This window comes from Arcobacter siniprincipis (SeqCode), assembly GCF_048571125.1.
Lineage (GTDB): Bacteria > Campylobacterota > Campylobacteria > Campylobacterales > Arcobacteraceae > Arcobacter > Arcobacter siniprincipis.
This window is the reverse complement of sequence record NZ_CP182343.1, coordinates 2,086,293-2,111,931: the sequence shown is the minus strand read 5'-3', so window position 1 is coordinate 2,111,931 and position 25,639 is coordinate 2,086,293. Positions and strand designations below refer to the sequence as shown.

Here is a 25,639-nt window from a genome sequence, read left to right as displayed (position 1 = left end):
AATATTAGTAGTTCTCGTTTACGAACTCTTCTATTCTTGTGATACCTTTTAAAATAGAATCTAAATCTGTAGCAAAAGAAAATCTAAAATATCCTTCTGTGCCAAATGCAAGACCTGGCACCACTGCTACACCTTTTTCTGCTAATAAATCTGAACAAAACTTCATAGAATCAAATGTAAGTTCTTTGATATTTATAAACAGATAAAAAGCACCATCTGGTTTAAGACAAGTGATCCCTTTAATAGCATTAAATCTTTCAACAGCTATATCTCTTCTTTTTTCAAACTCTTTTCTCATGATTTCGATTGTATCATCAGCTTCACCTTCAAGTGCAGGAATTGCAGCATATTGAGTGATTGAGTTTACATTTGATGTAACTTGACCTTGAAGTTTTATCATAGCTTTTACTAAGTTTTTTTGTGGAGTTGCAAGATATCCAAATCTCCAACCAGTCATAGCAACTGCTTTACTAAGTCCATTGATAGTAATTGTTCTTTGGAACATATCTTCACTTACTTCAGCTGCTGTACAAAACTTTTTCCCATCATATATAATTTTTTCATACATTTCATCAGAAAGAACTAAAATATCAGTACCTTCTAAAACTTTTCCAATAGCAGTTAATTCTTCTTTAGTATAAACAGCTCCTGTTGGATTTGAAGGAGTATTTAATAATAACACTTTTGTTTTAGGAGTAATAGCTTCTTTTATTTGATCAGCAGTTACTTTAAAACTTGTAGTATCATCTGTCTCAATAAAAACAGGTACTCCATCTGAAAATTTAACTTGTTCTGGATAAGTTACCCAATAAGGCGAAGGAATAATAACTTCATCACCTTCTTCAATTAATACTTGAAAAAGATTAAATAAAGAGTGTTTTGCTCCATTTGAGATTATTATTTCATCTAAAGTATAATTTAATCCATGGTCTTTTTTTAGTTTATTAATGATTGCTTTTTTAGTTTCTGTGATACCCTCAACAGCCGTATACTTAGTATGACCATTTTGAATCGCTTTTATTGCTGCTTGTTTTACTATATCAGGCGTGTCAAAATCTGGTTCACCAGCACTAAAACTTAGAATGTCTTTACCTTGTGCTTTAAGCTCTCTTCCTAAAGCAGTAATAGCCATTGTAACCGACGGAGATAGGTTCTCCATTCTTTTTGCAATTTTCATTATTTTCCTCAATGTATTTTTTATTATATTTGAATATAATAGTTGTCGGATTTTATCAAAAAAATACTTAAGGATAATATTGAAATTTAAAGTTTTATTGCAGGAAAAAGAAGTAGATGCAAAATTAATAAATAAAAGAAATGTAAGACATTGTTATTTAAGAATAATAGAGAATAATTCTATTCAAATTACAGCTAATAAATACTTCTCCGTAGATGAAGCAAAAGATTTGATTAAGAGAAAAGAAATGTGGATATTAAAGCATTTGAATAAAAAATCGACAAAAATTTCTGCTGATAAATTTTATTATTTGGGTGAAGCTTTTGAAAAAAAAGATTTTACTGATTTTGATTTAATTACTTTTTATAAAAGTAAAGCCTCTTCAATCATAACTCCAATAGTAAATAATCAAGCAGAAATTATGCAACTTTTCCCCAAAAATATTAAATATAGAAACAACAAGTCAAGATGGGGTTCTTGCTCTTATGACAACACTATAAATTTAAATTTAAACTTACTAAAGTTTCCAGCAAATGTCATAGAATATGTTGTAATTCATGAATTGGCTCATATAAAACATAAAAATCACTCTAAAAAGTTTTGGGATTTGGTGGAAATATACTGCCCTGAGTATAAAAATTGCGAAAAAGTACTTAAGACTTTTTAATTATCTTTCTAATATCTTCAAATTTCTTTCGTAAATCTTCATTTTCACAAAAGTTTTCAAAGATACCATAAGAACGCTCTTTGTAAAAATCTTCATCCTTTTTTACTTCTTCTTTTTTTTCAATAACATTGGTTACGAAAAATTTTATGTCATTTACATTTGCAATATTTGCTTTTTTTAAAAGTGATTTTATCAAACTCTTGTTATACTCAAACTCCATTTTATAAACAGGATGTTTTAATACGAAAAAAAGAGTTTGGTTTTTTATATAACCAAATTTTATGCCTTTATTTAGTTTTAGAGGTAAGGACTTAATTAATCTTTCTATTGTAATATTGGTATTAATTTTTTTAAATTCAGGATAATATTTCAAATGAGTAAGAATTTCGCTAGCATTTTTCATGCAATCATTATAACACTATTTTTATTAAGTTTGTCAGGATGTGGTTTTAAGGCTGCTCCTAAGTATGTTGACAATACAAAAGAGGTAATTAAGAAGTGATCTATGATTATGTAATTATAGGCTCTGGGGTTGCTGGTTTAAATGCAGCAAGACTTATTCCTAAAGATAAAAAAGTACTTTTGTTGTCTAAAAAATCTCCTTGGGAGTGCAATACTTTTTGGGCTCAAGGTGGTGTTGCTTTTGCTGTTGATAGGGAAGATATCCCAGCTCACATAGAAGATACTTTAAATGCGGGTGTTCATCATAATAATCAAGCTGCTGTAAAACTTCTAAGTGAAAAGTCAAATGAAGCAGTAAATGACATGATAAAAGCTGGTTTAAAAGTTGACTTAAATGCAAAAGGACAAATTGCACTTACAAAAGAAGCAGCCCATAGTAGAAGTAGAATTTTACATGCAGATGGTGATGCAACAGGAAGAATGATACATATGTTCTTAATAGAACACTTTCCCCATGAACTAGTTACAAATGTTGTTGTAAGTGATTTACTTATCAAAGATGATGTTTGTTATGGAGTTCAATACTTTGTAAATGAGACAGAAGAAAAAGTTGCCTATGCCCATAATACAATAATAGCAAGTGGAGGAGTAGGTTCTTTATATAAATATCATACAAATTCAACTTCAATATCTGGTGAGTTACAAGGTATATGTTTGGAAAAAGGTATTTCACTAAAAGATATGGAGATGATTCAATTCCATCCAACGGTTGTAAGGGGAACTCACTTTGCTAGAAAACCACTTTTAAGTGAAGCTTTAAGAGGTGAGGGTGCACATATAGTTGATGATGATGATAAAAGATTTTTATTTGAATACCATGAAGATGGAGAGTTAGCACCAAGGGATATTGTAAGTCGTGCAATATTTGATTATGCTACAAAAACTGGCAAAGGTGTATTTCTCTCTTTTAAAAACTTTGAAAAAGAATTTTTCAAAAAAAGATTCCCAAATATATATGCAAACCTAAAAGATCTAGGTTTTGAACTTCCATTTGAAAAAGTTCCAATTTCTCCTGCTTTTCATTATACAATGGGAGGAATTCCTACAAATCTAGATGCACAAGTAGAAGGTATGAAAAACCTATATGCAATAGGTGAATGTGCTTGTACTGGTGTTCACGGGGCAAATAGATTGGCTTCAAACTCTTTATTAGAAGGAATTGTTTTCTCAAAAATTGCAGTTGAGCATAGTATGAAAAATCACTTCGAAATAGATTCAAAATCATATGATAAAAAAATAAATACCCATATAAGAAATAAAATTATCGATAAAGATATAAAAGATTTATTAAGAAAACTTATGTGGGAAAGTGCGTCTATTGTACGAAATGAGTCAGATTTACGCACTGCTTTAAATCAAATAGAAATATTTTTAAAAGAAGATGTTGGTAGGCTGTTGTTTTTAAGATTGCTTACGGCAAAATCTATATTAACTAGTGCCCTTGGACGAAAAGAATCGTTGGGTGCACATTTTATTAAGGAGAATTAATGTTAAAAGTTTTGGTGTCATTACTTTTACTTACTGTTGCATCTTTTGCATCTAGTGGTGGAGGAGAAGCACAAGTAAACCCTGATCTTACTATGACTTGGGTTGGTATTTCATGTTTGTTTATTTTTGTTATAGGTTATTATTTTGTAGCTGCAGAAGAGAAATATGAAATTGATAAAGCGAAACCTGCTTTACTAATAGGTACATTGATGTTCATGTTAGTTGCTGTTTATTACGCAATGAATGGCTTAGATATGGATGCTGTACACAATGAAGCATCACATCTTATTTTAGAGATTGCTGGTATTTTCTTTTTCTTATTTGTTGCAATGACATATATTGAATCTTTGATTCATATGAGTGTATTCGATAAGTTAAAATATAATCTTGTATCAAAAGGTTATACATATAGAAAACTTTTTTGGGTAACTGGTCTTTTGGCTTTCTTTATTTCACCAATTGCTGATAACTTAACAACTGCCTTGATTTTATCAACAGTTCTTATCACTATTGAAAAGACTAGAAAAGACTTTTTAGTTCCAGGTGCTATAAATATTGTTGTTGCTGCAAATGCAGGTGGTGCATGGTCTCCTTTTGGTGATATTACTACTCTTATGGCATGGACAGCAGGAAAAGGTGATTTTTCTGATTTCTTATTCTTATTCCCCGCTGCTATTGGTGGATATTTAGTTACAGCGATTATTTTATCAAGATTTGTTCCAAATGAAGTTCCAGCATTTGATGTTTCTACTGAAAAAGTTCCAGTTATGGCTGAAGGTGCAAAAGTAGTTATGGGACTTGGTATATTTACGATTTTTTCTGCAGTTGTTGGACACCAAGTATTACATTTACCAGCTATGTGGGGTATGATGTTTGGTTTAGCTTTACTTAAAGTTTATTCTTATGGTTTAAAGAAAAAATATGGGAAAGACCACTTTAATATTTTCCATTCAATGGCTAAAATTGAAAATAATACATTATTATTCTTCTTTGGTATTTTAGCAGCAGTTGGTGCATTATATTTTATAGGATGGTTAGGATTAGCAGTTCATGTTTATCAACCTTCTGTTTTAGGTCCAACTATTGCAAATATTTGTGTTGGTTTCCTTTCAGCTATAGTTGATAATGTACCTGTTATGAGTGCTGTTTTAAAAGCAGGACCAGAAATGGGACTTGACCAATGGATGCTTGTAACTTTAACAGCTGGTGTTGGTGGTTCTTTAATCTCATTTGGTTCTGCTGCTGGTGTTGGTGTTATGGGTAAATTACATGGTATTTATACTTTTGGTTCACATATGAAATATGCTTGGACTATCTTAATTGGATACTTTACATCTGTAGCTATTTGGTATTTACAATACGAAATTATAGGTTTTTATCACGCAGGATAAACTATATAGTTTATCAATAAACAAAATAAAAGGTTACTAAGTTTTTTCTTAGTAGCCTTTTTTTATTAAAAGGAGTTTCAATGTTTTCTTGGATTTTTAGAACTTCTAAAAAAGAAAAATTTAAAAGAGCAAGAACTTATGTCTGTAAGCATTGTAAACATACTTGTGAAGGTTGTGATGCTATGTTTTGTTACTCTTGTTATAGCAACCCTGGAAATCCTTGTCCCAAATGTGGGAAAACAAATCTTCAAGAAAAAAAGATGAAATAATCGCTTAACCAATTTTTTACAACTATTTAGATAAAATCCCTCATTAAAAATTGTAATATCTAAACACCAAGAAGTGTAAAATATGAAGGAAAATAATAAATGAAACATGTACCAATCGTTGTATTAGATTTTGGTAGTCAATATACTCAAATCATAGCAAGAAAACTAAGAGAAGCAGGAGTTTACTCTGAAATTGTTCCATATAGTGAAAGTATAGAAGATATAAAGGCTAGAACTCCAAAAGGTATAATTTTAAGTGGTGGACCAGCATCTGTTTATGCAAAAGATTCATATCATCCAGATAGCAAAATTTTTGAGCTTGGATTACCGATTTTAGGTATTTGTTATGGTATGCAACTTATTTCTCAATATTTTGGTGGAAGTGTAATACCAGCTGATCATCATGAATATGGAAAAGCAAAATTAAATTTTGAAAAACAAAGTGATATTTTTAGAGATACTATAGATGGGCAAACTGTATGGATGAGCCATGGTGATAGAGTAGAAACTATTCCTGAAGGATTTGAAAAAATCGCAACAAGTGAAAACTCACCTTATGCAGCTATTGCTGACTTGGATAGATTAGTTTACGCTTTCCAATTTCATCCAGAAGTATATCACTCAGAGCAGGGTGCAAAACTACTTAAAAACTTTGCAAAATATATTTGTGATTGTGAAAGCACATGGAACATGGGTTCTTTTGCAAAAGAACAAATCAAAAAAATCCAAGATCAAGTTGGAGATAAAAAAGTTCTTTGTGGTGTATCAGGAGGAGTTGATTCTTCTGTAGTTGCTACTCTTTTAGCAGAAGCAATAGGAGATCAATTAATCCCAGTTTTTGTTGATAATGGACTTTTAAGAGCAAATGAGAGAGAACAAGTAGAAGCTATGTTTAAAGCAAGAGGTGTTCCTTTAATCACAGTTGATGCAAGTGAACAATTCTTAAGTAAACTAGCAGGTGTAACAGACCCAGAAACTAAAAGAAAAATCATCGGTGAAACATTTATCAAAGTATTTGATGAAGAGGCAAAAAAACATGATGGTATAGAATTCTTAGCACAAGGGACTTTATATACAGATGTTATCGAATCAGTATCAGTAAAAGGTCCTTCAAAAACTATCAAATCTCACCACAATGTTGGTGGACTTCCAGATTGGATGACATTTGATTTAATCGAGCCATTAAGAGAAATCTTCAAAGATGAAGTAAGACTTCTAGGACTTGAACTTGGTATTCCAAAAGATATGATAGGAAGACACCCTTTCCCTGGACCTGGACTTGCTATTAGAATCATGGGAGATGTAAATAAACCAGACCTAGAGCTTTTAAGAAAAGCAGATGTTATCATGTTAGATGTTCTAAGAGCAACTGGATATTATGATAAAACATGGCAAGCCTTTACAGTACTACTAAATGTAAAATCAGTAGGAGTTATGGGTGATAACAGAACTTATGACAACACGGTTTGTGTAAGAATAGTAGAAGCAACAGATGGTATGACAGCAACATTTGCACATATTCCACATGATATATTAGAGACGATTAGTAGAAGAATCATCAATGAGGTTGATGGAATAAACAGAGTTGTGTATGATATTTCGAGCAAACCACCTGCAACAATCGAATGGGAGTAAAAATTTAAATTTTACTTCATCTTGCACTGGATTTAGATTTCGAGGTACTAGTTGTACATCTTCATCTAAATCCAGCACAATCTAAAGCAAACTTTTAATTTTAGAAAAAGAATATAAATTAGGAAATAAATATGAAAATACTTAAATCGTTATTGTTTTACCCTATGATGTTAATAAGAGGATTATTTTTGAGAATTGTTCATTTATTGGCAGGTTTATGTATTTTAGGTCTTATTATGACTTTCTTTTTAGACAATACTCCAATTAATTTGCCATTTATTTTTCTTATAATTGGTTCATTGCTTGAGGCACTAGCTTATTTTTATGATATTATTTTAATAAAATTAAATCCTACTGATAATGAGCTGATTTTACACCGATAATTTTAAATACAAATAAAAGCTTACATTAGCAATAGCAATTAGAAACATTTTTGACTATATAGTTAATTATATATACTATCCCCAGAATCTTTATTTATAAACATGCCTAAAATATGCTCTTTATATCAATATATACTAAACTAGTGGATTTAAGTACTTTATTTATATAATACAGAATCAATAAATAGTTATGTGACAGAAGGAAGTTTGTGAACTATACAAAAACAAAACTAACAGAATTTATGCAACACCTTTCTCATGAAATTGATAATGAAGAAAAAGCTGAAGAATACATAGAAAATGCAATTCCATTTATTGGATTAATTATAATGTATTTCAATTCTCTTGAAAGTTCATTAGATTCAGTGCTTTGTGAAAACTTTACAGATCGTACAGATTCAACAGGCTTAATTGTTTTAAATAAAATGGGATTTTCTGCAAAAATAGATTTATTAAAAAGATTTTGTGATGACTTTCAATTTTCTTTAGGTAAGGAACTTGAAGGATATGAAAGACTTATAAATGATTTAAAAGAATCTGCTAGATTACGTAATCTTGTTGCACATGCTAATTGGCAAAGTACTAATGAAGAAGGATATGCTTTTGTTAGACTTAAAATGTCAAAAAAAGGCATGCAACAAGAGTACGTACAATTCACAGAAGAATCTTTACAGAAAATTATAGAACTGATACTTAGAACTAGGTCTAATTTATATGATTTTTGGGACCATAGAAATAATGTATTGTATGATAGAAAAAGCACATAACAACTACGAGGTAATAATTTACTTTGCGGGAGAATTATCGCTATAAGTAGATGATTGATGGCTAGAAATAGGCCTTAGACCCCATATGGTAACTTTTCTGAAATCAAACTTAGTTTATTACATCATAGAGATACGAGGATATATAATTAAAATTAAGTTTTCTGTATTAAAACTCTAAATAGAAAAAGTTCACTTAATCTCATAGAAAAATAACAAAACAATTGAAAGCTAACTTTAGCGATAGCAATTGAAAAACAGATTTTTTGGTTACTTATTTTATCGTTGGAAAAAGTAACAAAGCGTGACCCTGAAAGGGCATAGAAGAAAAGGAAAACTTGTGCTTTTTAGCACAAGGCAAACTTTTCGCGTAGATTTTTATATAGTTCTTTTTATAAAATCTTATTTTTTCTCTCATAATATCAAGTAATTTTTTACCCACAATACTCTTCTGATATATTTAACATATTGTTAAACTATTACGATTTTTGCTTAATAGATATATAAAGTGATAAACTATTAAGGATATACGGCAATAATCTAACATAAAAATTATATAAAGAGTTCAGAAATATTGTAAAAAGTATTGCAATATGCAATGTTTTTATTTAAAAGACTTTATTTTAGGTATTTATTTATATTTAATAGGTTAACATTGTAAGTGTAAAACTATTAGGTAGTTTTAGATGTAATTAATACATAATGTATTACTAATAAATAGTTATGTTTACAAAATGGAGATAATATGAAAAGTTCATTTAGGGTTAGATCTCTAATTTATAATGACAATGATAATAAATATATAAAACAGATTGATGATCGAGGTATCGGTAGCTTTATTGAACTCCTTTCAGAAGATAAAAAAGAACTTCCTGTAATTTATAACTTCAGCCCAGTTATTACTGCCATTCATTCATCTATCACAGAAGCCTTTGCGAAATATGAAAATGATGAATTAAAGAGAAAGCATAGCGCTATGTTTAACAATTGGACTAGGCTTAAATCTTTCACCAATGAGACTTTACTCTGTCAAGCAACATTAGAAGTTATGAATGAGTCTGAAAAGGTTTTAACTTGGATTCATACCAGATTGAACGAGATGGAAAATAAACGTAGAGATAAATCAGCTATTCATGAGCAATATTTGATAGAGGAAAGTAAGACTAATAAACTAAATGAAATAATTATTGAGATAGATACTTTTATAGAGTCATTACTTTGCAATATTCATTCTACTTTGTTAATTAATCCAGATTCTATTAGCAACGATTGTGTACTAACTATGCACATAGAAAAGACATATGATTTCTTGAACGACATCTTAAGATACGAATCTGGTGTGTCGTCAGGCTCAAATGATATTTGGGAGAGAAATAATATAGTTGAGCAATCTTGTATGGAAGAGGTGGGTATAGAACCTGATTTATTATTGTATTTTTTAAATATAGGAAAAAAGAAAAGTGAAGTGATATCAGATATATTTTCAAGATCAACAATAAAAGATTCTGAAGAAAGCTACACTAAAATGAGAGAAAAGAAATTAACTTGGGCTATAGCTGGTGAACATAATGTTTTTAGAGCTAATATTATAATATATCAAATGAAAAAACTTATATCGCTAATGAAACTCATTGAAAGAATAAAAAGCAAAAAATTCACTTATGACGATGGTGAAGATAGCCTTAAAATTATTGAAAATAAAATTTCAGAAATTAGTTCAGATAAACATAACAAGACGAATCAATTGACAAAATAATTGTCACGAATTTCGCTTCGCAAAATGTAGTGCCAAATATTTTGCAACTGTTCTAAGCGTTATACTACTAAAACAAAGGAATATTATGAATGTAAAAAGTTTTGTAACAGGTATTTTTGAAAATGAATTACGAAAATTTGGAATGAAATTAAGCAATCAAGAAATTCAAACACTCCAAGATATATTTGATTTTGATGCCATTGAATTAACAATTAATCAAGATTTAGAATCTAATACTAGATTGGGTAAAGCAATAAGAAATAGAAAACTTTCTAAACACAAAATGATACTAAGTGCATTAACAAAAAATTATGCACAACTTATTTATAGGAAATATTCAAGAACAATGATGATGACAGAATCTAGCGCATTAGAAAGCCAAGCATTACTAAAATGTAATAGTGACATTTACCCTTGTGAGAAGAAAGGATTTGGAAGTGCCTATTGATCAAGATAAAATTAAAGCAACTGATTATTTGATAGAATCTCTAAAATTAATTGTAGTTGTTGTTACTATTTTGATGACTGGATTATTAACATTCCATGATCAAGTTAATACTTCAAATAAGTATTATTTCTATATTTCAATCTTCTTTTGGTTAATTACTTTAGTTTGGTCGATAATAAATTTAAATCTACTAATTAATAAAGTGTATAGAAGTGAAGAAGATGCCATAAAACAAAAAGATACAAAAAGCACCTTTACCTGTGTAACAATAACTTTATTTTTAGGGATTGTATTTGGTATTATATTTTTATTCAACTTATCAAGTTCAAATCAAAAAAATACAATTCAAGCTAATCAAATTTCAATTACTAATCAGACAATAATAATAGATGGTAATTTTAGTAAAAAAATAAAAATTATGAAATTTGAAGATGGATCGATAAAAGAAATAACTATAAACTAAGGTCTAACAAATCATTGGAGAGAAATATTTGGCCCTGCAGCTCAAATATTTCTCAACTCAAACGTTATATTTAGAAAAAAATTCTGGGTAAAATTCCGGGGACAGGATACTAATTAATTGCAAAATGTAATATTTTTAAATAAGTAAATTTTATTGTTGTATCATTTTTAATATCTAAAATATAGGAGATTAAAAATGGCAAGAATAAGAAGAATAGTAGATACTATATACACAATCCAAACTGTATGGATTAGAAATAATATCTTACTGTCTTATGACAAATCATGTGCATTTAATCGTTATGCCAAAAAATGCAGAATTATTATCTAAAGCAATTGAAAATCTAGGGATTTTTTCTTTACCCTTGACAATACTTATTAAATTGCATATATTCTATTTACTAAAGGAGTTTTTGTGGAAAACTATTTTGATAAAGAGTTTGAATTGAGATTTTTTGAGATGAATAGATTAGGGGAAGCTTCTCCTATTGCTATATTGACTTTGCTTCAAGAAACTGCTGCTGAGCATTGTCATTATGCTGGGCATAATCTTTTATCTTTGATGTCAGAAAATCTTGGATGGGTATTGCTATCTGGTATGATGCAAATGCAACGCTATCCTTTATACAAAGAAAAAATAATTATTAGAACTTGGATATCAAAATATCAGACTATCAGAGGATTTAGAGAAAATATCATTTATGATGAAAATTATAATATTATAGGAAGAGCTAGAGGTTTATGGCTTTTTTATGATATAAAAAAAAGAAGACCTACACGAATACATCCAGACTTTTTAAAAAGATGGTCATCAGACAAATCAGTATCTCATGAACATGATATAAGTAATAAAATAGAAGCTCTTGATTCTTTTGAATATAGAAAAGAGTTTAAAGTTAATATGTATGATACTGATACTAACAAACATGTTAATAACCTTAGATATTTACAATGGCTAATAGAATCAATACCTAATGAGATACTAAATAACTATTATTTGTACTTTATAGATGGGCATTTTATATCAGAGGCTCAATATGGTGATGTGCTTTTATCTTCAACAAAAAAGGATAGTTCTGAAAACTCTTTTGTACATACTATTCAAATTAAAAGCACAAATAAAGTTTGTGCCACGGGTAAAACTATCTGGAAAAAAATTTGAAAATTCTGAAAATAGGGGCAGGTGATAACGCTAACTCTGAAATTCTGAGACAGGATATATAATTAAGTAAAGAATTTTAAAATTCACTTAATCTCATATTAAAAACTACACCTCAAAGGTTGAATTTCCACTTTCTGATTTTTACATAGATAAAAAAGTTACTTATTTCTTTATTTAAAAGACAAAAAAATTTGTTAAATATTTTAAAAAAGAAGATTAATTCTAATAAAATAATTTTATTTTTGTTGGATTATCCTTTATAATAGGCTTAAATTTATAATATAATATAAATATATAATAATTAAGTAAACTATAGATATAGTTTTATAATATTACTATTTTTACTAAGTTGTATTTTATAATATTTAAAATTTACAATATAGTAAATAAAATATGATTTTTATAAATAAGAGGATTAAAATGAAGAAGGGTCTAAGTTTTTCAAAACGTTTATTTTTGAGTATTATGGGAGTAGTTTTAGTTTCATCAACGATTTCTACATATTTAATACAAGATAAGTCGTTTAAAAATAGTAAAAATACTGCTGAGTTATATATGGATAGCATTGCAGATATTAATGTTCAAAAATCAAAAGATTTATTAAATAAAGCTGTTGTTATTTCTCGTGGGTTTGCTTCAACTTTTGAAGTTGCATTGAAAAATAAGCAAGATCTTAAAAAAGAAGATATTAGAGAAGTAATGAAAAACATACTTTTGAAAAATACTGAAGTATTTGGATTATGGGTAGAAATAAATGGGGGAATATTATTTAAAACAGATCCAACATTAGCAAATATAGATGGACATGATAAAGATGGAAGATTTGCACCTTTTATTGTGAATGTAGATGGTAAGATAAGTGTACTTCCTGGTGCAGATGAAAACTATCCAGATAGACCATGGGTAGATGGACCAAGAGAATCTGGAAAAGAGTTTGTCACTAAACCATATTTTTATCCAATAAATGGCGTTCAAACATTGATAACAGCTGCCGCGCATCCAGTATATTATAAAGGTGAATTTATTGGTACTGTTGGAGTTGATATAGCTTTAAAGAAAATGTCTGAGAGAATAAGAGACCTTAAAATATTTGAAAATGGTTATGCAAGTTTAATTACACAAGAGGGTACAATTGTTGGATATCCAGATTTAAAATTTTTAAGTAGAAATATAAATGAGATTTCAAAAAATAAATTTTTTCTTGATTTACCTAAAAAACTACGTGAAAATAAAAAGCTATTTTATAAAGGAATAGATGAGCGAAATGGTCTTATGTCTGAGTTTGTTGTAATTCCTTTTCAAATTGAAAAAACTGGTGTTTTCTGGGGTTTAATTATATCTGTTCCTATTGAAGAATATCTAGAAAATACTATTTATATTAAATGGTTTTCAATCATTTCAGGCATTATTAGTTTTATTTTAATTGGTATTGTTATTGCTTTTAATACAAGAGTTTTAGATAGAAATTTAAAAAATATCACAAATGGATTAACTTCTTTTTTTAGCTATTTAAATAAAGAAACATCATCAACTGAACAAATTAAAATCAATTCTAATGATGAATTTGGTGTCATGTCGAAACAGATTAATGATAATATATCAATTATTAAAATTAAACTAGATGAAGATATTGCTTTAATTGATGAAGTTAAAGATGTTGTTGAGCATGTAAAAGAGGGTAGAATTAAACAAACTATTACTAAAAACTCAAAAGATGAAAGTTTAAATGAGCTTAAAGTCATTATTAATGAAATGCTTGAAATTATGTCTATAAATATTAGTGATGATTTAAATAAAATATTAGATGCACTTAACTCATATCAAAATTTAGATTTTAGACATAGAATTCAAAATGATACAGGAAAAGTAGAGAAAGGATTAAATAATTTTGCAAATATAATAAATGAAATGCTTGTTGAAAATAAAAAAACAGGTTTAATTCTTGCCCAAAGTAGTAAAGTACTACTTGAAAATGTAAATGTTTTAAATACAAATTCAAATACTTCTGCAGCTTCTTTGGAAGAAACGGCAGCTTCTTTAGAAGAGATTACCTGTAATATCAAACAAAATACTACAAACGTTGTAAAGATGGCAGATTATGCTAAAGAATTAACTACATCTGCAAATGAAGGTAAAAGTTTAGCCGAAGAAACAGTTACTTCAATGAATGAAATTGACAATCAAGTTTCTGCTATTAGTGAGGCTATTTCTATAATTGATCAAATTGCATTTCAAACAAATATATTATCTTTAAATGCAGCAGTTGAAGCAGCAACAGCAGGTGAAGCTGGAAAAGGATTTGCAGTTGTCGCACAAGAAGTAAGAAATTTAGCTTCAAGAAGTGCTGAATCTGCAAATGAAATTAAATCTTTAGTTGAGTCTGCAATAAATAAAGCAAACAATGGAAAACAGATTGCTACAAGGATGATAGATGGTTACCAAGGTTTAAATGGAAATATTTTAAAAACCATTGAGCTTATTTCAGAAGTAGAAGTTGCAACAAAAGAACAACAATCAGGAATTGAACAAATTAATGATGCAGTCAATTCATTAGATGGTAAAACTCAAGAAAATGCTAATATTTCAAATCAAACAAAAACTGTTGCAGATGAAACAGATGAGATAGCTAAAGTGATTGTAAAAAATGTAGATGAAAAAGAGTTTATTGGGAAAGATGATATTTAATTAGTAAAATAAAGACGAAAATAGAAGTCAGGTGATAAAGACAACTCAGTGTAGATAAAAAAGCGAAATAGTTAAGGTTGTTATTTTCACCTGATTCTTAATTTTATGTATAAAAAAGTCAAGAAGAAACTTTTCTTCCTATTTATACTATTTTTAGTATCATATTAAATGAATAATTTAAAAACTCAATTTTTAGGCTTTATGAACACACCTTCTTTATTCAAAGAACTCTATGGTTTAGCTCAAATAGAACTAGATATAAATGAAATAAATGAGTTTGATTTTAGCAAACTGAATATTACTGAAAAACTTCCTTTAGGCAAAAGAATAGAGCGTTTTTTTGAATTTTATATAAAGCAATCGGCAAATTATGAATTGATAAAATCTAATATTCAAATCATCCATGATAAAGAAACACTAGGGGAGTTAGATTTTTTAATCTATGATAAAATAAATCAGAAATATTTGCACATAGAGCATATTTATAAATATTATTTGTATGATACTTCTTTTAAAAATGAGATTGATAGGGTTATTGGTCCAAATAGAGATGATTCTTTTTCAAAGAAAATAAAAAAGCTAAAAAACAAGCAACTTCCTTTGTTATATAAAAATGAGACTAGAAAGTACTTAGATAAAATAGATATAAATAATATCGAACAAAAGGTTTGTTTCAAAGGAAATATTTATGTTCCTCTAAACTTGTTAGGTAAAGAGATACCTATTGTAAATAACGCTTGTATAAAAGGTTTTTATATAGACTATAAAGAGTTTGTAAATCAAAAACATTTTAGAGAGTTTGAATACTTTTTACCTTCAAGAAATGATTGGGTTAGTGATTGTAGCTCAAACCAAATATGGAAAAGTTTTGATGAAGTGATAAGTGAAATTGAACTCTTATTAAGTTATAAAAAATCTTCTCTTGTTTGGTTAAAAGATAGAAAAAATAAAAGTCAAAGTTTTTTTGTTACTTGGTGGTAATAAATCTTAATATTTAAAGGATAGTTTTGAACGAAAATATAATTTATGCATTTATTGCAATATTAGTTTTTATAGCTTATAAAAAGTATAGTCAATATAAGGTCTTAAAACTTGTTCCATCTTTACTTTCTCAAGGTGGTCAAATTGTTGATGTTAGAAGTGTAGAAGAATATGTCTTGGCTCACAAAGATGGAAGTATAAATATTCCCTTGGATTCACTTAAAAATAGAATAAAAGAGTTAGATAATACTAAGCCCATAATACTTTGTTGTGCTAGTGGTAGTAGAAGTGCACTAGCAAAGCGTACTTTAGTGGCAGAAGGATTTGAAAATATTCACAATGCAGGAACATGGAGTTCTCTTCTAAAGGTTTAATTATAATTTTGATATTAGGACACTTAACTATTTTTATATTTAAAGTTAAAATGCTAAAATTAGTTTTTAATTTATATATTTAAGGTGTGTTTTGTGTCTATATTTGCTTTACAATCTTTAGCTGGTGGATTTCTAGACGAGGATTTAGAAAATTTTAATAAGAGATTTGATGATTGGTGTATTCATTTTGATAATTATGATGATGCCATGATTATATTAGAAACTCTTGAAAATAGGGAAGCTATAGATATTGTTGAAATAACACCATTAACTTATCCAAAATATTTTTTTAATTCTCTTCAAGGTACTATTTATACAACAAGAGAAATAGATGGCAAAATAGTTTGCGTTATCGAGCCATCTATTGGAGCTAGCTTTAGACTTGCAGTGTGTGATATAAAAACAGGAAAGGTAAAACTAACTAAAACTAGCTATAAAAGTATTCCAAATGTTGAAAGTGCTTTTGCTAATTTTGAAGAATAGTTATGAAAATATCTTATCATCGTAGGCGTAAAATAAAAACTAGAAGAATAGCTTTAAGAGATTTGATTTTGCGTGGTATTGAAGACCCAAAAGATTTAGCAAAAGAGTTAAAAGTTACAGTTCCAACTATAAAAAAAGATTTAGAAGCACTTCAAACTATGAGGGAAGAAGATTTTACTTTTCAAACTAGGCAAACATCTCAAGAGATACTTGATAAAAAAGATGCTATATTAAAAATGCTAGATGATGAAGAGTATTACAATGAAAATGGTGATATAAATATATCAAAGATAACAACAGAACTAGGTACTTCAAGAGCAACAGTTCTGTCTGTTTTAAATGGTGAATAAAATAATAACTAATTTTTCTGGTTTTTTATAGAGTATAATTCTAAATATCTCATAATAATTGCTGAGATATAGGGGATACTTTGAATAAATATAGTTATTGCAAATACATATATTTCTATTATTCTTGTTTTATTTATATAAATTAGTGTGAAAAAAGAGATTAGTAATAATAAACATAAAATAGTTTCATATATTATTGGGTTATCACTCTTTTTAACTTTTCCACCTTTTTGTGTTCTTTTAAAAGGCAACCCATCTTTTACAAATCCATCCCAAACTGCTTTAAAAATAATAAGTTGTAGACTCATAGAGGCAATAGAACTTAAGAAAGTCTCTTTAAAACTAGCTTTTACTTTGATCCTATATAAAATAAAAGTATGTAAAACATTTACTAAAAATGCAGTAATAATTGGAACTGTTAGTGGAATAGTAGGAATTGTAACACCAACAAAAACAATAACAGGAACCCAAATAAGATTCATAATAGCCATTATTGGTCCCATGGCATCACTTAGCCAAAAAATCCATCCGGTAATAAACTTTTTCTTTTGACTGGAACTTAATTTATTAGATGAAGGTTTAAACTCTCTCCAATGTTTTTTTAGAATTTGTATAGCTCCATAAGCCCATCGATGTCTTTGAGTTTTAAATGCTTCAAAAGTATCAGGAAGAAGACCATAACCATATCTTTTATTTGTATAGTGTGCTATATAACCTGCTTCAAATAACCTAAGCCCAAGTTCACTATCTTCTACGATGGTATCTGTTCCCCATCCACCAACTTCTAGCATTGCACTTAATCTAACCATAACCATTGTTCCATGTACAACTATGGCATTTTCTTCATTTCTATCAATCATTCCAATATCAAAGAAACCTGCATATTCTTCATTCATTGCGGTTTTTATTATGGATTCATCCCCATCTCTATGATCTTGTGGGGCTTGTACAATTGCAACCTTAGGATCATCAAATAAAGGAACTAAATCAACTAGCCAAGCAGGTTCAACCACATAATCTGCATCGATTACTGCTATGATTTCAGCCTCTTTGTTTGTTTGTTCTAAGGCTTTATTTAATGCCCCAGCTTTAAAGCCTGTACAAGTTATGTTCATAAATATAAATTTATGACCTAACTCTTTACATAGTTTTTCAATTGGTTTCCAATAAAACTCTTCTGGTGTATTATTAATTATTACGAGAACTTCATAGTTTGGATATTGTAGCTTAGATAGAGCTTGTAAAGTTTCAGCTAAGGCATGAGGTTGCTCTTTATATGCTGGTACATGAATAGAAACAAAAGGGATATTATCAGATGTTAAATTAAGGGGAAGTAGTCTTGTAGGAGCTGTCCCAATTGAAGATTTAAATAGTTCATTTGCTTTTGTAAGGGTCATAATGACAAGAGGTATCATTAAGAATGTTCCTATTCCCCACATTCCCCACATCCCAAAATTCATATAATTGATGAAAGGATACATAAATGCCATCACAATACCCACTGCCATGCCTTGAGCTACAATGGCATAAGCTAAAGCATGATACATATTTAACTTTTTATTTCTTAGTCCTAAAATTGTTAATAAAGACCCTATTATAATTGCAGCAATCATTTGATAAAACCAAAATTGATTTAATTCTATATCCCCGACTAATTTAAATTTTAAATTTCTATCTGCATCAAATATCCCCCAATATTGTCCTATATTTCCCTCTGCATAACCTTTCCAAGGCTGATCAAAGGCTTCAATAATATTATAAGACCAAGCATTGTTTTTAGCAAGATTTATAAATTCTCTTATTGCTGTCGCTTGATTTTTTAAATTAGGTACAGCATTAACATTATTATAACCATTACTTGGCCAACCTATCTCTCCAATATATATTTTTTTATTTGGAAAAAGATTTTGAATTTTATTGTATCTGTCCATAACAAAACTTGTAAATTTCTTTATAGGTACTTCTTCCCAATATGGCAAGATATGTATAGTTATAAAATCAACATGATTAGATAAATCTTGAGTTTTTTCCCAAATATCCCAAGTCTCAGCACTAGTGATTGGTTTATCAGTAAACTCTTTCATGTAGTCAATATAGGCAAAGAGTTCATGTTTATTTAAGTCTTTTCTTAGTAGAACTTCATTTCCAACAATAATATTTTCAATTCTATCTGGGTATTTTTTGAGTAACTTTAAAGCTTTTTGAATTTCTATGTCATTTTGCTTAAAATCACCACTTAACCAAATACCTAAATCAATAGGTATTATTGTTTGCGCTGTGGCTTCTAAAATAATCTCTGCATCTATTGAAGAGTAAGTTCGGATTTTTTTTGTAATGGGGGCTAATATATTTAAATCATTTTCTATTTGTTTAGGTGATAAAACTTTTTTTTCATAACCATAGTATGGGGTGTACGAGAGTGATTCAACTTTTTTTGATGGTGATTCAATTAGTGAGACTAAAGTATTATGCGAAATCCAAAAAAATATTTGAAATAAGACTGCAATGATAATACTAAATATAATATATCTCAAATTTATCCTTTGTATTATGATAATTGATAGCTTTTATAAGATAAGAATTGTATAAAAATATTGCTACTTATTAGCTTATGAATCTGATATGCAATAATAGCTGATTAATTTATATCTGCTATAATTTCGAACTTAATCTTTTAAAAATTTATAATGTTGAAAATGTGAATGGAGATTTTATTGTGAAAGAAAGAAAAAATATTGTGCAACTCTTTTTATCTATTTTTATGATGTTTATTATGAGTGCTTGTTTGCCTCATCAAAAAGAGTTACAAGTTATGTTAAATAAATATAATATTACTAAAAAAATCTATATAAAAGACGATGTAAATGCTTATGATGATTATGGAAAAGATAAAAAAGTTTTACAAGTCCTAAAAAGAGCAGAAGAGTATGATATTGTTGATATTAAAGAGAATTATGCTCGACTTGCTAAAACAAAGAATAATAATCTAAAAAGTGATGTGTGGGTTACTCTAGATGAGATAGAAACAGAACCAACATATTTCATAACACTAATTGTTAATGTACCTAAGGCAAAAATACTCTTAAATGGTAAAGAATATGAATCTAATATTAGAGTTCCCAGTGGAATTTATAAAGTTGATATAAGTGCTGATAACTTTTTAGATAAAAGTATAAAAATTGAAATACATAAAGATGTAAAAGAAGAGATTATTTTAGATTTTGATATTGAGGCTCAAAAAGATAAAATAGCCAAAGAAAAATTGGAAAAAGAAAGAATAAAAAGAGAGAAGCTTCAAAGAGAAAGAATAGAAAGACAGAGGAAAGAGAGTATTTATATAGATAAAAAACAAAAATTAATGTGGCAAGATAATAATGCAGTATTAGAAACTAAAAAACCATGGTTAACAAAAGTAAACTATGATGCTAAAAACTATCTCAATACAGTTGGTGATACAGCTATAACTTATTGTAAAAATTTAACTCTTGCTAATTTTAAAGATTGGAGATTACCTACAAAAGACGAATTAAAATATCTTTCTACTCAAAAAAATAAATTGAAAAATGTCAGTTCTAATTGGTATTGGAGCATCACTTCAAATAATAATAACGGTGAACGTGCTTGGAGTATATACTTTGATAATGGAGATGGATATAGTGATTTAAAAAATGCTTATAATTATGTTCGATGTATTCGTAATGGAGGAGATTTATAAGTGGAATTTTTAATCCAAGTAGACTTATACTTTAGTGTCCCAAGAATTCCGATATCTAATGTAACTTTTCTTGTACATTAATTTGTATATATATTATAAAATTATGATAAAAAATAAGGAAAAATATGAGTGTAATATTTTTAATTGATTATGTTGCCTTAGGACTATTAGTTGGATTTTTAGCTGGATTATTAGGTGTTGGTGGTGGAGGTATTATGGTTCCTATTTTTACTATTTTATTTGCCATGCAAGGGTTTGAACATGAAAAAATCATGCATTTGGCATTGGGAACTTCAATGGCAACAATTATTTTTACCTCATTTTCAAGTATGCGTGCTCATTATAAAAAAGATAATATCGAAACATCTATGGCTCTTAAAATAGCTGGAGGAGTTTTGGTAGGAACATTTAGTGCTACTTTTTTAGCCTCTTATCTTAAAGGTGTTTATTTGGCACTGTTTTTTGGAGTATTTATGAGTTATGTCGCTTTTAAGATGTTTAGTAAACCCCATTATGAATCAAACCCAACTCCACATGGAAAAGTAGGAAATATATTTACTGGAACTTTAATTGGAGCAATTTCAGCCTTAGTTTCAATTGGAGGAGGGTCATTAACTGTTCCTTATTTGGTACATCAAAACTTTGATATGAAGCGGGCTATTGGTACTTCAGCAGCTGTTGGTTTTCCTATTGCCATATCTGGTACTATTGGTTATGCAATCAATGGTTTTGGTAATAGTGATTTACAAAATTATATCATCGGTTATATTTATATGCCAGCTGTAATAATAGTGGCAATTAGTAGTATTTTTACTGTTCCTTTAGGTGTAAAATATGCATCTATACTTCCCACCCAAAAGCTTAAAAAAGTTTTTGGAGTATTGGCAGTAATTTTGAGTATTAAGATGATAATATCTGTATTATAAAAGGAAAAATGTGATAGTTGAAATAATTAAACATACACCAAACTGGGTTTTTATATTATTTATAGGATTAGTTGTTTTAGGTTATTCTCAAACAAAAGATAGAAGAAAAAAATTAATAGAATTTTAATTTTGCCTATTGTTATGATTTTATTATCAATATCTGGCATTTATTCTGCTTTTGGAACAATAAAGTATGCATTAATATTATATTTTATTGGTGGAGTTATATCTTTAGTTATAGGATTAAAACTCTCTTTTCCAAAAAATGTCAAATATAATAAATCTGACGATAGCTTTAATATTCCTGGTAGTTGGATACCAATGATTCTTATATTAGTTATTTTTTTTATTAAATATTTTGTTGCAGTTGTTATTGCAAGAAAATTACCTATTGCTAGTGAAATAGAATTTATTGCTATTATTAGTTTATTATATGGAATTTTATGTGGAATATTTGTATCTCGAAGTATTGTAACAATAAAGTCAAAATATATAATAAAATAAGTAAAGTAGAGGTTTATTCTTATTTTTTAAATAAAAAAATATTAGTTAAATATTATAAAAAATCTTTTAAATACTTAACAGTAAATGAGTTTTCTTTATTTAAAAAGTTTTTTAAATAGCCTTGATATAATAGTTTACCTCCAAGACTTCCACCTTTTAAGCCAAGGTCAATAATCCAATCGGCTTGGCTTATTATTGATAAATTATGCTCTAATACAATTAAAGTATGCCCTTGTTTTATTAAAACATTAAATAGTTTTATCAAGTTTTCTATATCTGCTTCATGTAAACCTGTACTTGGTTCATCTAAGATTATTATTTCATCTATGTTTTCACTTAACATTTTGGCTATTTTTAATCTTTGTAATTCTCCACCAGAAAAAGTATCAAGGGTTTGCCCTAATTTAATATAATCTAAGTTTGCATTAACCATAGATTCTAATTTATTTTTAATAAGTGAATTATCAAAAAATAGCTTTAATGCTTCTTGAACGGATAAGTCAAAAATCTCACTTATATTTTTATTTTTGTAATAATACGAAAGAGCTGTATCATTAAATCTTTTCCCTTTACACTTCTCACATACTTGCGTAGAATTTCCCAAATAAGCTAAATCAAGTTTTATAAAACCCTTGCCTTTACAAACCAAACAAGCACCTTTTCCTGTAGCAGAAAATATATTTGCATTTACAGAGTTTGCTTTTGCAAATAGTTTTTTTATTTCATTGTATATATTTAAGTATGTTGTTATATTTGAACGAACACTTGTATGGGGTAAACTTTGATCTAAAATTGCAGCTTTTGGGTATTTATTTTTAAAAAGATATCTGATTAATGTACTTTTACCAGAACCAGCAACTCCTGTTACTAAAGTTAGTGCATTTTTAGGTATCTTTACTGAAAGATTTTTGATATTATTTTTTGAGACATTATCAAGTGTATAAAAAGATGAAAAATCTTTTTCTTTTTCATTGATACTGTGCTTTTTTAAAAAAGCTTTGGCTGTTATTGTATTTGAGTTTAATAACTCTTCATATGTACCGTAAAAAGTAATATTCCCACCATTTATTCCAGCTTTTTCTCCAAAATTTATTACTTTATCACAAATTGATATTATATCTTTGTCATGATCAACAAATAAAATAGAATTTCCATTATTTTTAATTTTTTTAAATATATTGGCAATTCCTTTTATATCATGTGGATGTAAACCTATAGTTGGTTCATCAAAAATATATAATACATCTGATAATGAACTATTAAGATATTTTGTCATTTTAATACGTTGTGATTCCCCACCTGATAAAGTATTTGTATTTCTATTTAAAGATAAGTAATCAAGTCCTACAATTTGTAGACTTTTTAATTTCTTTTTTAAATCATTTATAATAATACTTACTTTTTCATCATCTATTTTATTTATAAAATCAAATAGTTCATTAATAGACATACTAGAACAATCTGCAATAGACTTATTCATAATCTTTGCACTTAAAGCTTTGTTGTTTAATCTTGTTCCTTTACATTGAGAACATACCTTTACATCTAATATATTATTTAATTCTTTTTTGTATTGAGTTGTTTCAGAGTTAATAAATACATTTTCTATTCTAGGCACTACACCAAGGTATGTGGCAGTTTTATGCCATTTTGTAGTTGGATTTACAGGTTTTATCTCTTTTGAATATAAAAGTAAATCAAGTTCTTCTTTTGAATATTGGGATATTTTTTTATCATTGTTGAAAAAACCAGATTCAGTATATCTTGATAATCTCCAGCCATTATTTTGAAAAGTTGGAAATAGAATTGCTCCTTGATTTAACGATTTATCAAAATCAATCAGTCTTTCAATATTTATCTGTTTTATCTCTCCTAAACCTTTGCAAATAGAACACATACCTTCAGTATTATTAAAAGAATAATTCATCGAATATCCAATAAATGGTATTGCAATTCTAGAAAAAAGTAATCTAAGGTTTGTATAAATATCAGTGATAGTTCCAACTGTAGATCTAGAATTACCTTCAATTCTTTTTTGATTTATTACTAAAGATACTGGAAGATTAGAAATAGAATCAAAAGTAGGTTTTTTATATTTTGGTAATAAATCTTGAATATAACTTGAATAAGATTCATTTAACAAGCGTTGGGATTGGCTTGCGATTGTATCAAATACAAAAGAAGACTTTCCAGAACCAGATACTCCTGTAACTGCAATTATTTTGTTTTTTGGAATATCTATAGATATATTTTTAAGATTATTAGTTGTTGCATTTTTAATAACTATATTTTTATTCATAGTTATTAACTCTTTTTTCTTTTAAAGCATTTGAGACTTTATTTGCAAGTTCTTCAAATTTGTTTTGTTCCTCTTGTGATAAAACTTCATTTGCTGTTTGGTATAAAGAATTATGCTTTTCTAAGACATTGTTTAAAAAATCTCCACCTTTTTTACTAATTGATGTATATAACTCTCTACCATCTAATTTATTAGGATATTGTTGAATATATTCTAAAGTTTTTAATTCTTTTAAGGCTTTTGATAATTTTGTACGGGATGTTCCTAGTAAAATACTTAACTCTGAAGGTAATATCTCTTTTTGCTTATTTAATTGATACAAAATATCGTATTGTAACCAAGAGATGTAATCAGGGTTGACAATATTTCTTTGGGCAACCATTTCACATTGTAAGTTTATTAAAGCAGTTTTTAGTTTCTTCATAACTCATCCTTAATATAGTTTCTAAAAAGAAATTATATCATAAAAGAAATTATTTATAATAACTTTCTTTGATAATTAAAATAAAGATACATCAATTACTCTTTCTTTACCAATAAATTTAAAAAAATAAAGAAATAAAATATAACTTATAGATTCTTTGTGTAAAATATGATAATTTATTAAATAAAGTAGAGCTTCATGAATATAATTTTAATTTCAGATGTATTTGGCAAAACACCTGCTTTAGAGAAATTAGGTGAAGAGCTAAATACTACTTTTATTGTAGATCCATATGATGGGATAAATATGGACTTTAAAAATGAAGCAGAAGCCTATTCTTATTTTATGGATAAGGTAGGATTTGATAAGTATTTGTTTAAATTACTGGAAGTAATTACATCTATCTCTTTAGATACTATCTTGATTGGCTTTAGTGTTGGGGCTTCTGTGATTTGGAAATTATCTGAAAATCCATTAGTTAAAAATATTAACTATGGAGTCTGTTATTATGGTTCTCAAATTAGAAAGTTTAAAGAGGTAAATCCTTTATTTGAAGTGGAGTTAATTTTTCCTAAAATGGAAAAGCATTTTGATGTCTTACAATTGCAATCTGACTTATGCAAAAAAGAAAATGTAAAAACTTCAAAAGTAGACTATTTACATGGTTTTATGAATTCTGACTCAACTAATTATAATAAAGTAGCTTATCTGGAACAATTAAATTATTTACTTTCAAAATTTCAAGGGCAAAATACTAATCAATTATAAAAGAAGATTTTATTTTCCTGTCATTGCTAATTTAATGGCTATAATGTCAACAAATATTTTAAAATA

At 28.0% G+C, this 25,639-nt stretch carries 26 protein-coding genes; 21 read left to right on the top strand and 5 right to left on the bottom strand.

Translation table 11 applies throughout. The features are described from left to right. Nucleotides 1-4 precede the first annotated feature (4 nt). Nucleotides 5-1,177: a pyridoxal phosphate-dependent aminotransferase gene (locus ACNI3D_RS10640; RefSeq protein ID WP_129101607.1), complete on the bottom strand. Its 1,173-nt coding sequence runs from the start codon at nt 1,175-1,177 to the stop codon at nt 5-7. Between the two features lie 79 nt (nt 1,178-1,256). Here ACNI3D_RS10640 and ACNI3D_RS10635 point away from each other — a divergent pair, with 79 nt between their 5' ends. Further along, a complete protein-coding gene (locus ACNI3D_RS10635) occupies nt 1,257-1,844 on the top strand; it encodes a M48 family metallopeptidase (RefSeq protein WP_129101606.1) in 588 nt (195 codons plus the stop codon). On the opposite strand, the gene ACNI3D_RS10630 is transcribed toward ACNI3D_RS10635, so the two are convergent. Continuing rightward, complete coding sequence (locus ACNI3D_RS10630; RefSeq protein ID WP_129101605.1) at nt 1,831-2,247, bottom strand: DUF721 domain-containing protein; 417 nt, start codon at nt 2,245-2,247, stop codon at nt 1,831-1,833. The two genes, ACNI3D_RS10635 and ACNI3D_RS10630, sit on opposite strands and share 14 nt — an antisense overlap. 95 nt (nt 2,248-2,342) lie before the next feature. Between ACNI3D_RS10630 and nadB the strand changes: the two genes are divergently transcribed. The 16 genes from nadB to ACNI3D_RS10550 all read left to right on the top strand — a co-directional run bounded on the left by nadB (nt 2,343) and on the right by ACNI3D_RS10550 (nt 16,937). Next, nucleotides 2,343-3,794 carry an L-aspartate oxidase gene (nadB, locus tag ACNI3D_RS10625; protein ID WP_419766965.1) on the top strand — a complete coding sequence of 484 codons (1,452 nt, stop codon included), beginning with the start codon at nt 2,343-2,345 and terminating at the stop codon, nt 3,792-3,794. After that, nucleotides 3,794-5,185: a sodium:proton antiporter NhaD gene (gene nhaD, locus ACNI3D_RS10620; RefSeq protein ID WP_129101603.1), complete on the top strand. Its 1,392-nt coding sequence runs from the start codon at nt 3,794-3,796 to the stop codon at nt 5,183-5,185. The genes nadB and nhaD overlap by 1 nt, the downstream gene beginning before the upstream one ends. 80 nt (nt 5,186-5,265) lie before the next feature. Beyond that, the gene (locus ACNI3D_RS10615; RefSeq protein ID WP_129101602.1) at nt 5,266-5,454 is read left to right on the top strand and encodes a hypothetical protein; all 189 of its coding nucleotides are present in this window, start codon (nt 5,266-5,268) and stop codon (nt 5,452-5,454) included. 99 nt (nt 5,455-5,553) lie between these two features. Then, nucleotides 5,554-7,089 (top strand): glutamine-hydrolyzing GMP synthase, encoded by a 1,536-nt coding sequence (gene guaA, locus ACNI3D_RS10610; RefSeq protein WP_419766964.1) that lies wholly within the window; start codon nt 5,554-5,556, stop codon nt 7,087-7,089. A gap of 131 nt (nt 7,090-7,220) precedes the next feature. Further along, entirely contained in the window at nt 7,221-7,472 is a 252-nt protein-coding gene (locus tag ACNI3D_RS10605; protein WP_419766963.1) for a hypothetical protein, read from the top strand. 209 nt (nt 7,473-7,681) lie between these two features. After that, entirely contained in the window at nt 7,682-8,239 is a 558-nt protein-coding gene (locus ACNI3D_RS10600) for a hypothetical protein (protein WP_419766962.1), read from the top strand. Nucleotides 8,240-8,981: 742 nt separating this feature from the next. Then, complete coding sequence (locus tag ACNI3D_RS10595) at nt 8,982-9,992, top strand: hypothetical protein (protein WP_419766961.1); 1,011 nt, start codon at nt 8,982-8,984, stop codon at nt 9,990-9,992. A gap of 85 nt (nt 9,993-10,077) precedes the next feature. Further along, nucleotides 10,078-10,440: a hypothetical protein gene (locus ACNI3D_RS10590; protein WP_419766960.1), complete on the top strand. Its 363-nt coding sequence runs from the start codon at nt 10,078-10,080 to the stop codon at nt 10,438-10,440. After that, nucleotides 10,430-10,903 (top strand): hypothetical protein, encoded by a 474-nt coding sequence (locus ACNI3D_RS10585; RefSeq protein WP_419766959.1) that lies wholly within the window; start codon nt 10,430-10,432, stop codon nt 10,901-10,903. The genes ACNI3D_RS10590 and ACNI3D_RS10585 overlap by 11 nt, the downstream gene beginning before the upstream one ends. 220 nt (nt 10,904-11,123) lie before the next feature. Continuing rightward, nucleotides 11,124-11,351, top strand: coding sequence for a transposase (locus ACNI3D_RS10580; RefSeq protein ID WP_419768992.1), 228 nt, complete (start codon nt 11,124-11,126; stop codon nt 11,349-11,351). After that, a complete protein-coding gene (locus ACNI3D_RS10575; protein ID WP_419766958.1) occupies nt 11,318-12,064 on the top strand; it encodes an acyl-[acyl-carrier-protein] thioesterase in 747 nt (248 codons plus the stop codon). Before ACNI3D_RS10580 ends, ACNI3D_RS10575 begins: the two co-directional genes overlap by 34 nt. 420 nt (nt 12,065-12,484) lie before the next feature. Continuing rightward, complete coding sequence (locus ACNI3D_RS10570; protein ID WP_419766957.1) at nt 12,485-14,749, top strand: methyl-accepting chemotaxis protein; 2,265 nt, start codon at nt 12,485-12,487, stop codon at nt 14,747-14,749. Nucleotides 14,750-14,917: 168 nt separating this feature from the next. Next, entirely contained in the window at nt 14,918-15,730 is an 813-nt protein-coding gene (locus tag ACNI3D_RS10565; RefSeq protein WP_419766956.1) for a DUF1853 family protein, read from the top strand. Nucleotides 15,731-15,756: 26 nt separating this feature from the next. Beyond that, complete coding sequence (locus ACNI3D_RS10560) at nt 15,757-16,104, top strand: rhodanese-like domain-containing protein (protein ID WP_419766955.1); 348 nt, start codon at nt 15,757-15,759, stop codon at nt 16,102-16,104. A 93-nt stretch (nt 16,105-16,197) separates the two neighbouring features. Then, nucleotides 16,198-16,587, top strand: coding sequence for a hypothetical protein (locus ACNI3D_RS10555; RefSeq protein ID WP_419766954.1), 390 nt, complete (start codon nt 16,198-16,200; stop codon nt 16,585-16,587). A gap of 2 nt (nt 16,588-16,589) precedes the next feature. Next, on the top strand, nt 16,590-16,937 hold the full coding sequence (locus ACNI3D_RS10550; protein WP_419766953.1) for a hypothetical protein: 348 nt from the start codon (nt 16,590-16,592) through the stop codon (nt 16,935-16,937). Between the two features lie 8 nt (nt 16,938-16,945). Here ACNI3D_RS10550 and ACNI3D_RS10545 read toward each other — a convergent pair whose 3' ends face one another. Further along, a complete protein-coding gene (locus ACNI3D_RS10545; protein WP_419766952.1) occupies nt 16,946-19,471 on the bottom strand; it encodes a glycosyltransferase family 2 protein in 2,526 nt (841 codons plus the stop codon). A gap of 182 nt (nt 19,472-19,653) precedes the next feature. Between ACNI3D_RS10545 and ACNI3D_RS10540 the strand changes: the two genes are divergently transcribed. The 3 genes from ACNI3D_RS10540 (at nt 19,654) to ACNI3D_RS10530 (ending at nt 22,082) form a co-directional block, all read left to right on the top strand. Then, nucleotides 19,654-20,652 (top strand): Lcl C-terminal domain-containing protein, encoded by a 999-nt coding sequence (locus ACNI3D_RS10540; protein ID WP_419766951.1) that lies wholly within the window; start codon nt 19,654-19,656, stop codon nt 20,650-20,652. A gap of 125 nt (nt 20,653-20,777) precedes the next feature. Then, on the top strand, nt 20,778-21,578 hold the full coding sequence (locus tag ACNI3D_RS10535) for a sulfite exporter TauE/SafE family protein (protein WP_013135826.1): 801 nt from the start codon (nt 20,778-20,780) through the stop codon (nt 21,576-21,578). Between the two features lie 129 nt (nt 21,579-21,707). Further along, nucleotides 21,708-22,082 carry a DUF6622 family protein gene (locus ACNI3D_RS10530; RefSeq protein ID WP_419766950.1) on the top strand — a complete coding sequence of 125 codons (375 nt, stop codon included), beginning with the start codon at nt 21,708-21,710 and terminating at the stop codon, nt 22,080-22,082. A 52-nt stretch (nt 22,083-22,134) separates the two neighbouring features. Here the strand turns inward: ACNI3D_RS10530 and ACNI3D_RS10525 are convergent, their stop codons facing one another. Together ACNI3D_RS10525 and ACNI3D_RS10520 are read right to left on the bottom strand one after the other, a co-directional pair. After that, nucleotides 22,135-24,381 (bottom strand): ATP-binding cassette domain-containing protein, encoded by a 2,247-nt coding sequence (locus ACNI3D_RS10525; RefSeq protein ID WP_419766949.1) that lies wholly within the window; start codon nt 24,379-24,381, stop codon nt 22,135-22,137. Next, nucleotides 24,374-24,805 carry a MarR family winged helix-turn-helix transcriptional regulator gene (locus ACNI3D_RS10520; RefSeq protein ID WP_419766948.1) on the bottom strand — a complete coding sequence of 144 codons (432 nt, stop codon included), beginning with the start codon at nt 24,803-24,805 and terminating at the stop codon, nt 24,374-24,376. The genes ACNI3D_RS10525 and ACNI3D_RS10520 overlap by 8 nt, the downstream gene beginning before the upstream one ends. Before the next feature lie 198 nt (nt 24,806-25,003). Between ACNI3D_RS10520 and ACNI3D_RS10515 the strand changes: the two genes are divergently transcribed. Further along, on the top strand, nt 25,004-25,573 hold the full coding sequence (locus ACNI3D_RS10515; RefSeq protein ID WP_419766947.1) for a hypothetical protein: 570 nt from the start codon (nt 25,004-25,006) through the stop codon (nt 25,571-25,573). Nucleotides 25,574-25,639: the final 66 nt, after the last annotated feature.

Bases quoted from the DNA above. Each gene is read 5' to 3' on its own strand.
- ACNI3D_RS10605 (WP_419766963.1), top strand. From the start codon at position 7,221: ATGAAAATACTTAAATCGTTATTGTTTTACCCTATGATGTTAATAAGA.
- ACNI3D_RS10570 (WP_419766957.1), top strand. From the start codon at position 12,485: ATGAAGAAGGGTCTAAGTTTTTCAAAACGTTTATTTTTGAGTATTATG.
- ACNI3D_RS10640 (WP_129101607.1), bottom strand. From the start codon at position 1,177: ATGAAAATTGCAAAAAGAATGGAGAACCTATCTCCGTCGGTTACAATG.
- ACNI3D_RS10535 (WP_013135826.1), top strand. From the start codon at position 20,778: ATGAGTGTAATATTTTTAATTGATTATGTTGCCTTAGGACTATTAGTT.
- ACNI3D_RS10525 (WP_419766949.1), bottom strand. From the start codon at position 24,381: ATGAATAAAAATATAGTTATTAAAAATGCAACAACTAATAATCTTAAA.
- ACNI3D_RS10515 (WP_419766947.1), top strand. From the start codon at position 25,004: ATGAATATAATTTTAATTTCAGATGTATTTGGCAAAACACCTGCTTTA.
- ACNI3D_RS10615 (WP_129101602.1), top strand. From the start codon at position 5,266: ATGTTTTCTTGGATTTTTAGAACTTCTAAAAAAGAAAAATTTAAAAGA.
- ACNI3D_RS10590 (WP_419766960.1), top strand. From the start codon at position 10,078: ATGAATGTAAAAAGTTTTGTAACAGGTATTTTTGAAAATGAATTACGA.
- ACNI3D_RS10630 (WP_129101605.1), bottom strand. From the start codon at position 2,247: ATGAAAAATGCTAGCGAAATTCTTACTCATTTGAAATATTATCCTGAA.
- ACNI3D_RS10550 (WP_419766953.1), top strand. From the start codon at position 16,590: ATGAAAATATCTTATCATCGTAGGCGTAAAATAAAAACTAGAAGAATA.
- ACNI3D_RS10595 (WP_419766961.1), top strand. From the start codon at position 8,982: ATGAAAAGTTCATTTAGGGTTAGATCTCTAATTTATAATGACAATGAT.
- ACNI3D_RS10565 (WP_419766956.1), top strand. From the start codon at position 14,918: ATGAATAATTTAAAAACTCAATTTTTAGGCTTTATGAACACACCTTCT.
- nhaD (WP_129101603.1), top strand. From the start codon at position 3,794: ATGTTAAAAGTTTTGGTGTCATTACTTTTACTTACTGTTGCATCTTTT.
- guaA (WP_419766964.1), top strand. From the start codon at position 5,554: ATGAAACATGTACCAATCGTTGTATTAGATTTTGGTAGTCAATATACT.
- ACNI3D_RS10520 (WP_419766948.1), bottom strand. From the start codon at position 24,805: ATGAAGAAACTAAAAACTGCTTTAATAAACTTACAATGTGAAATGGTT.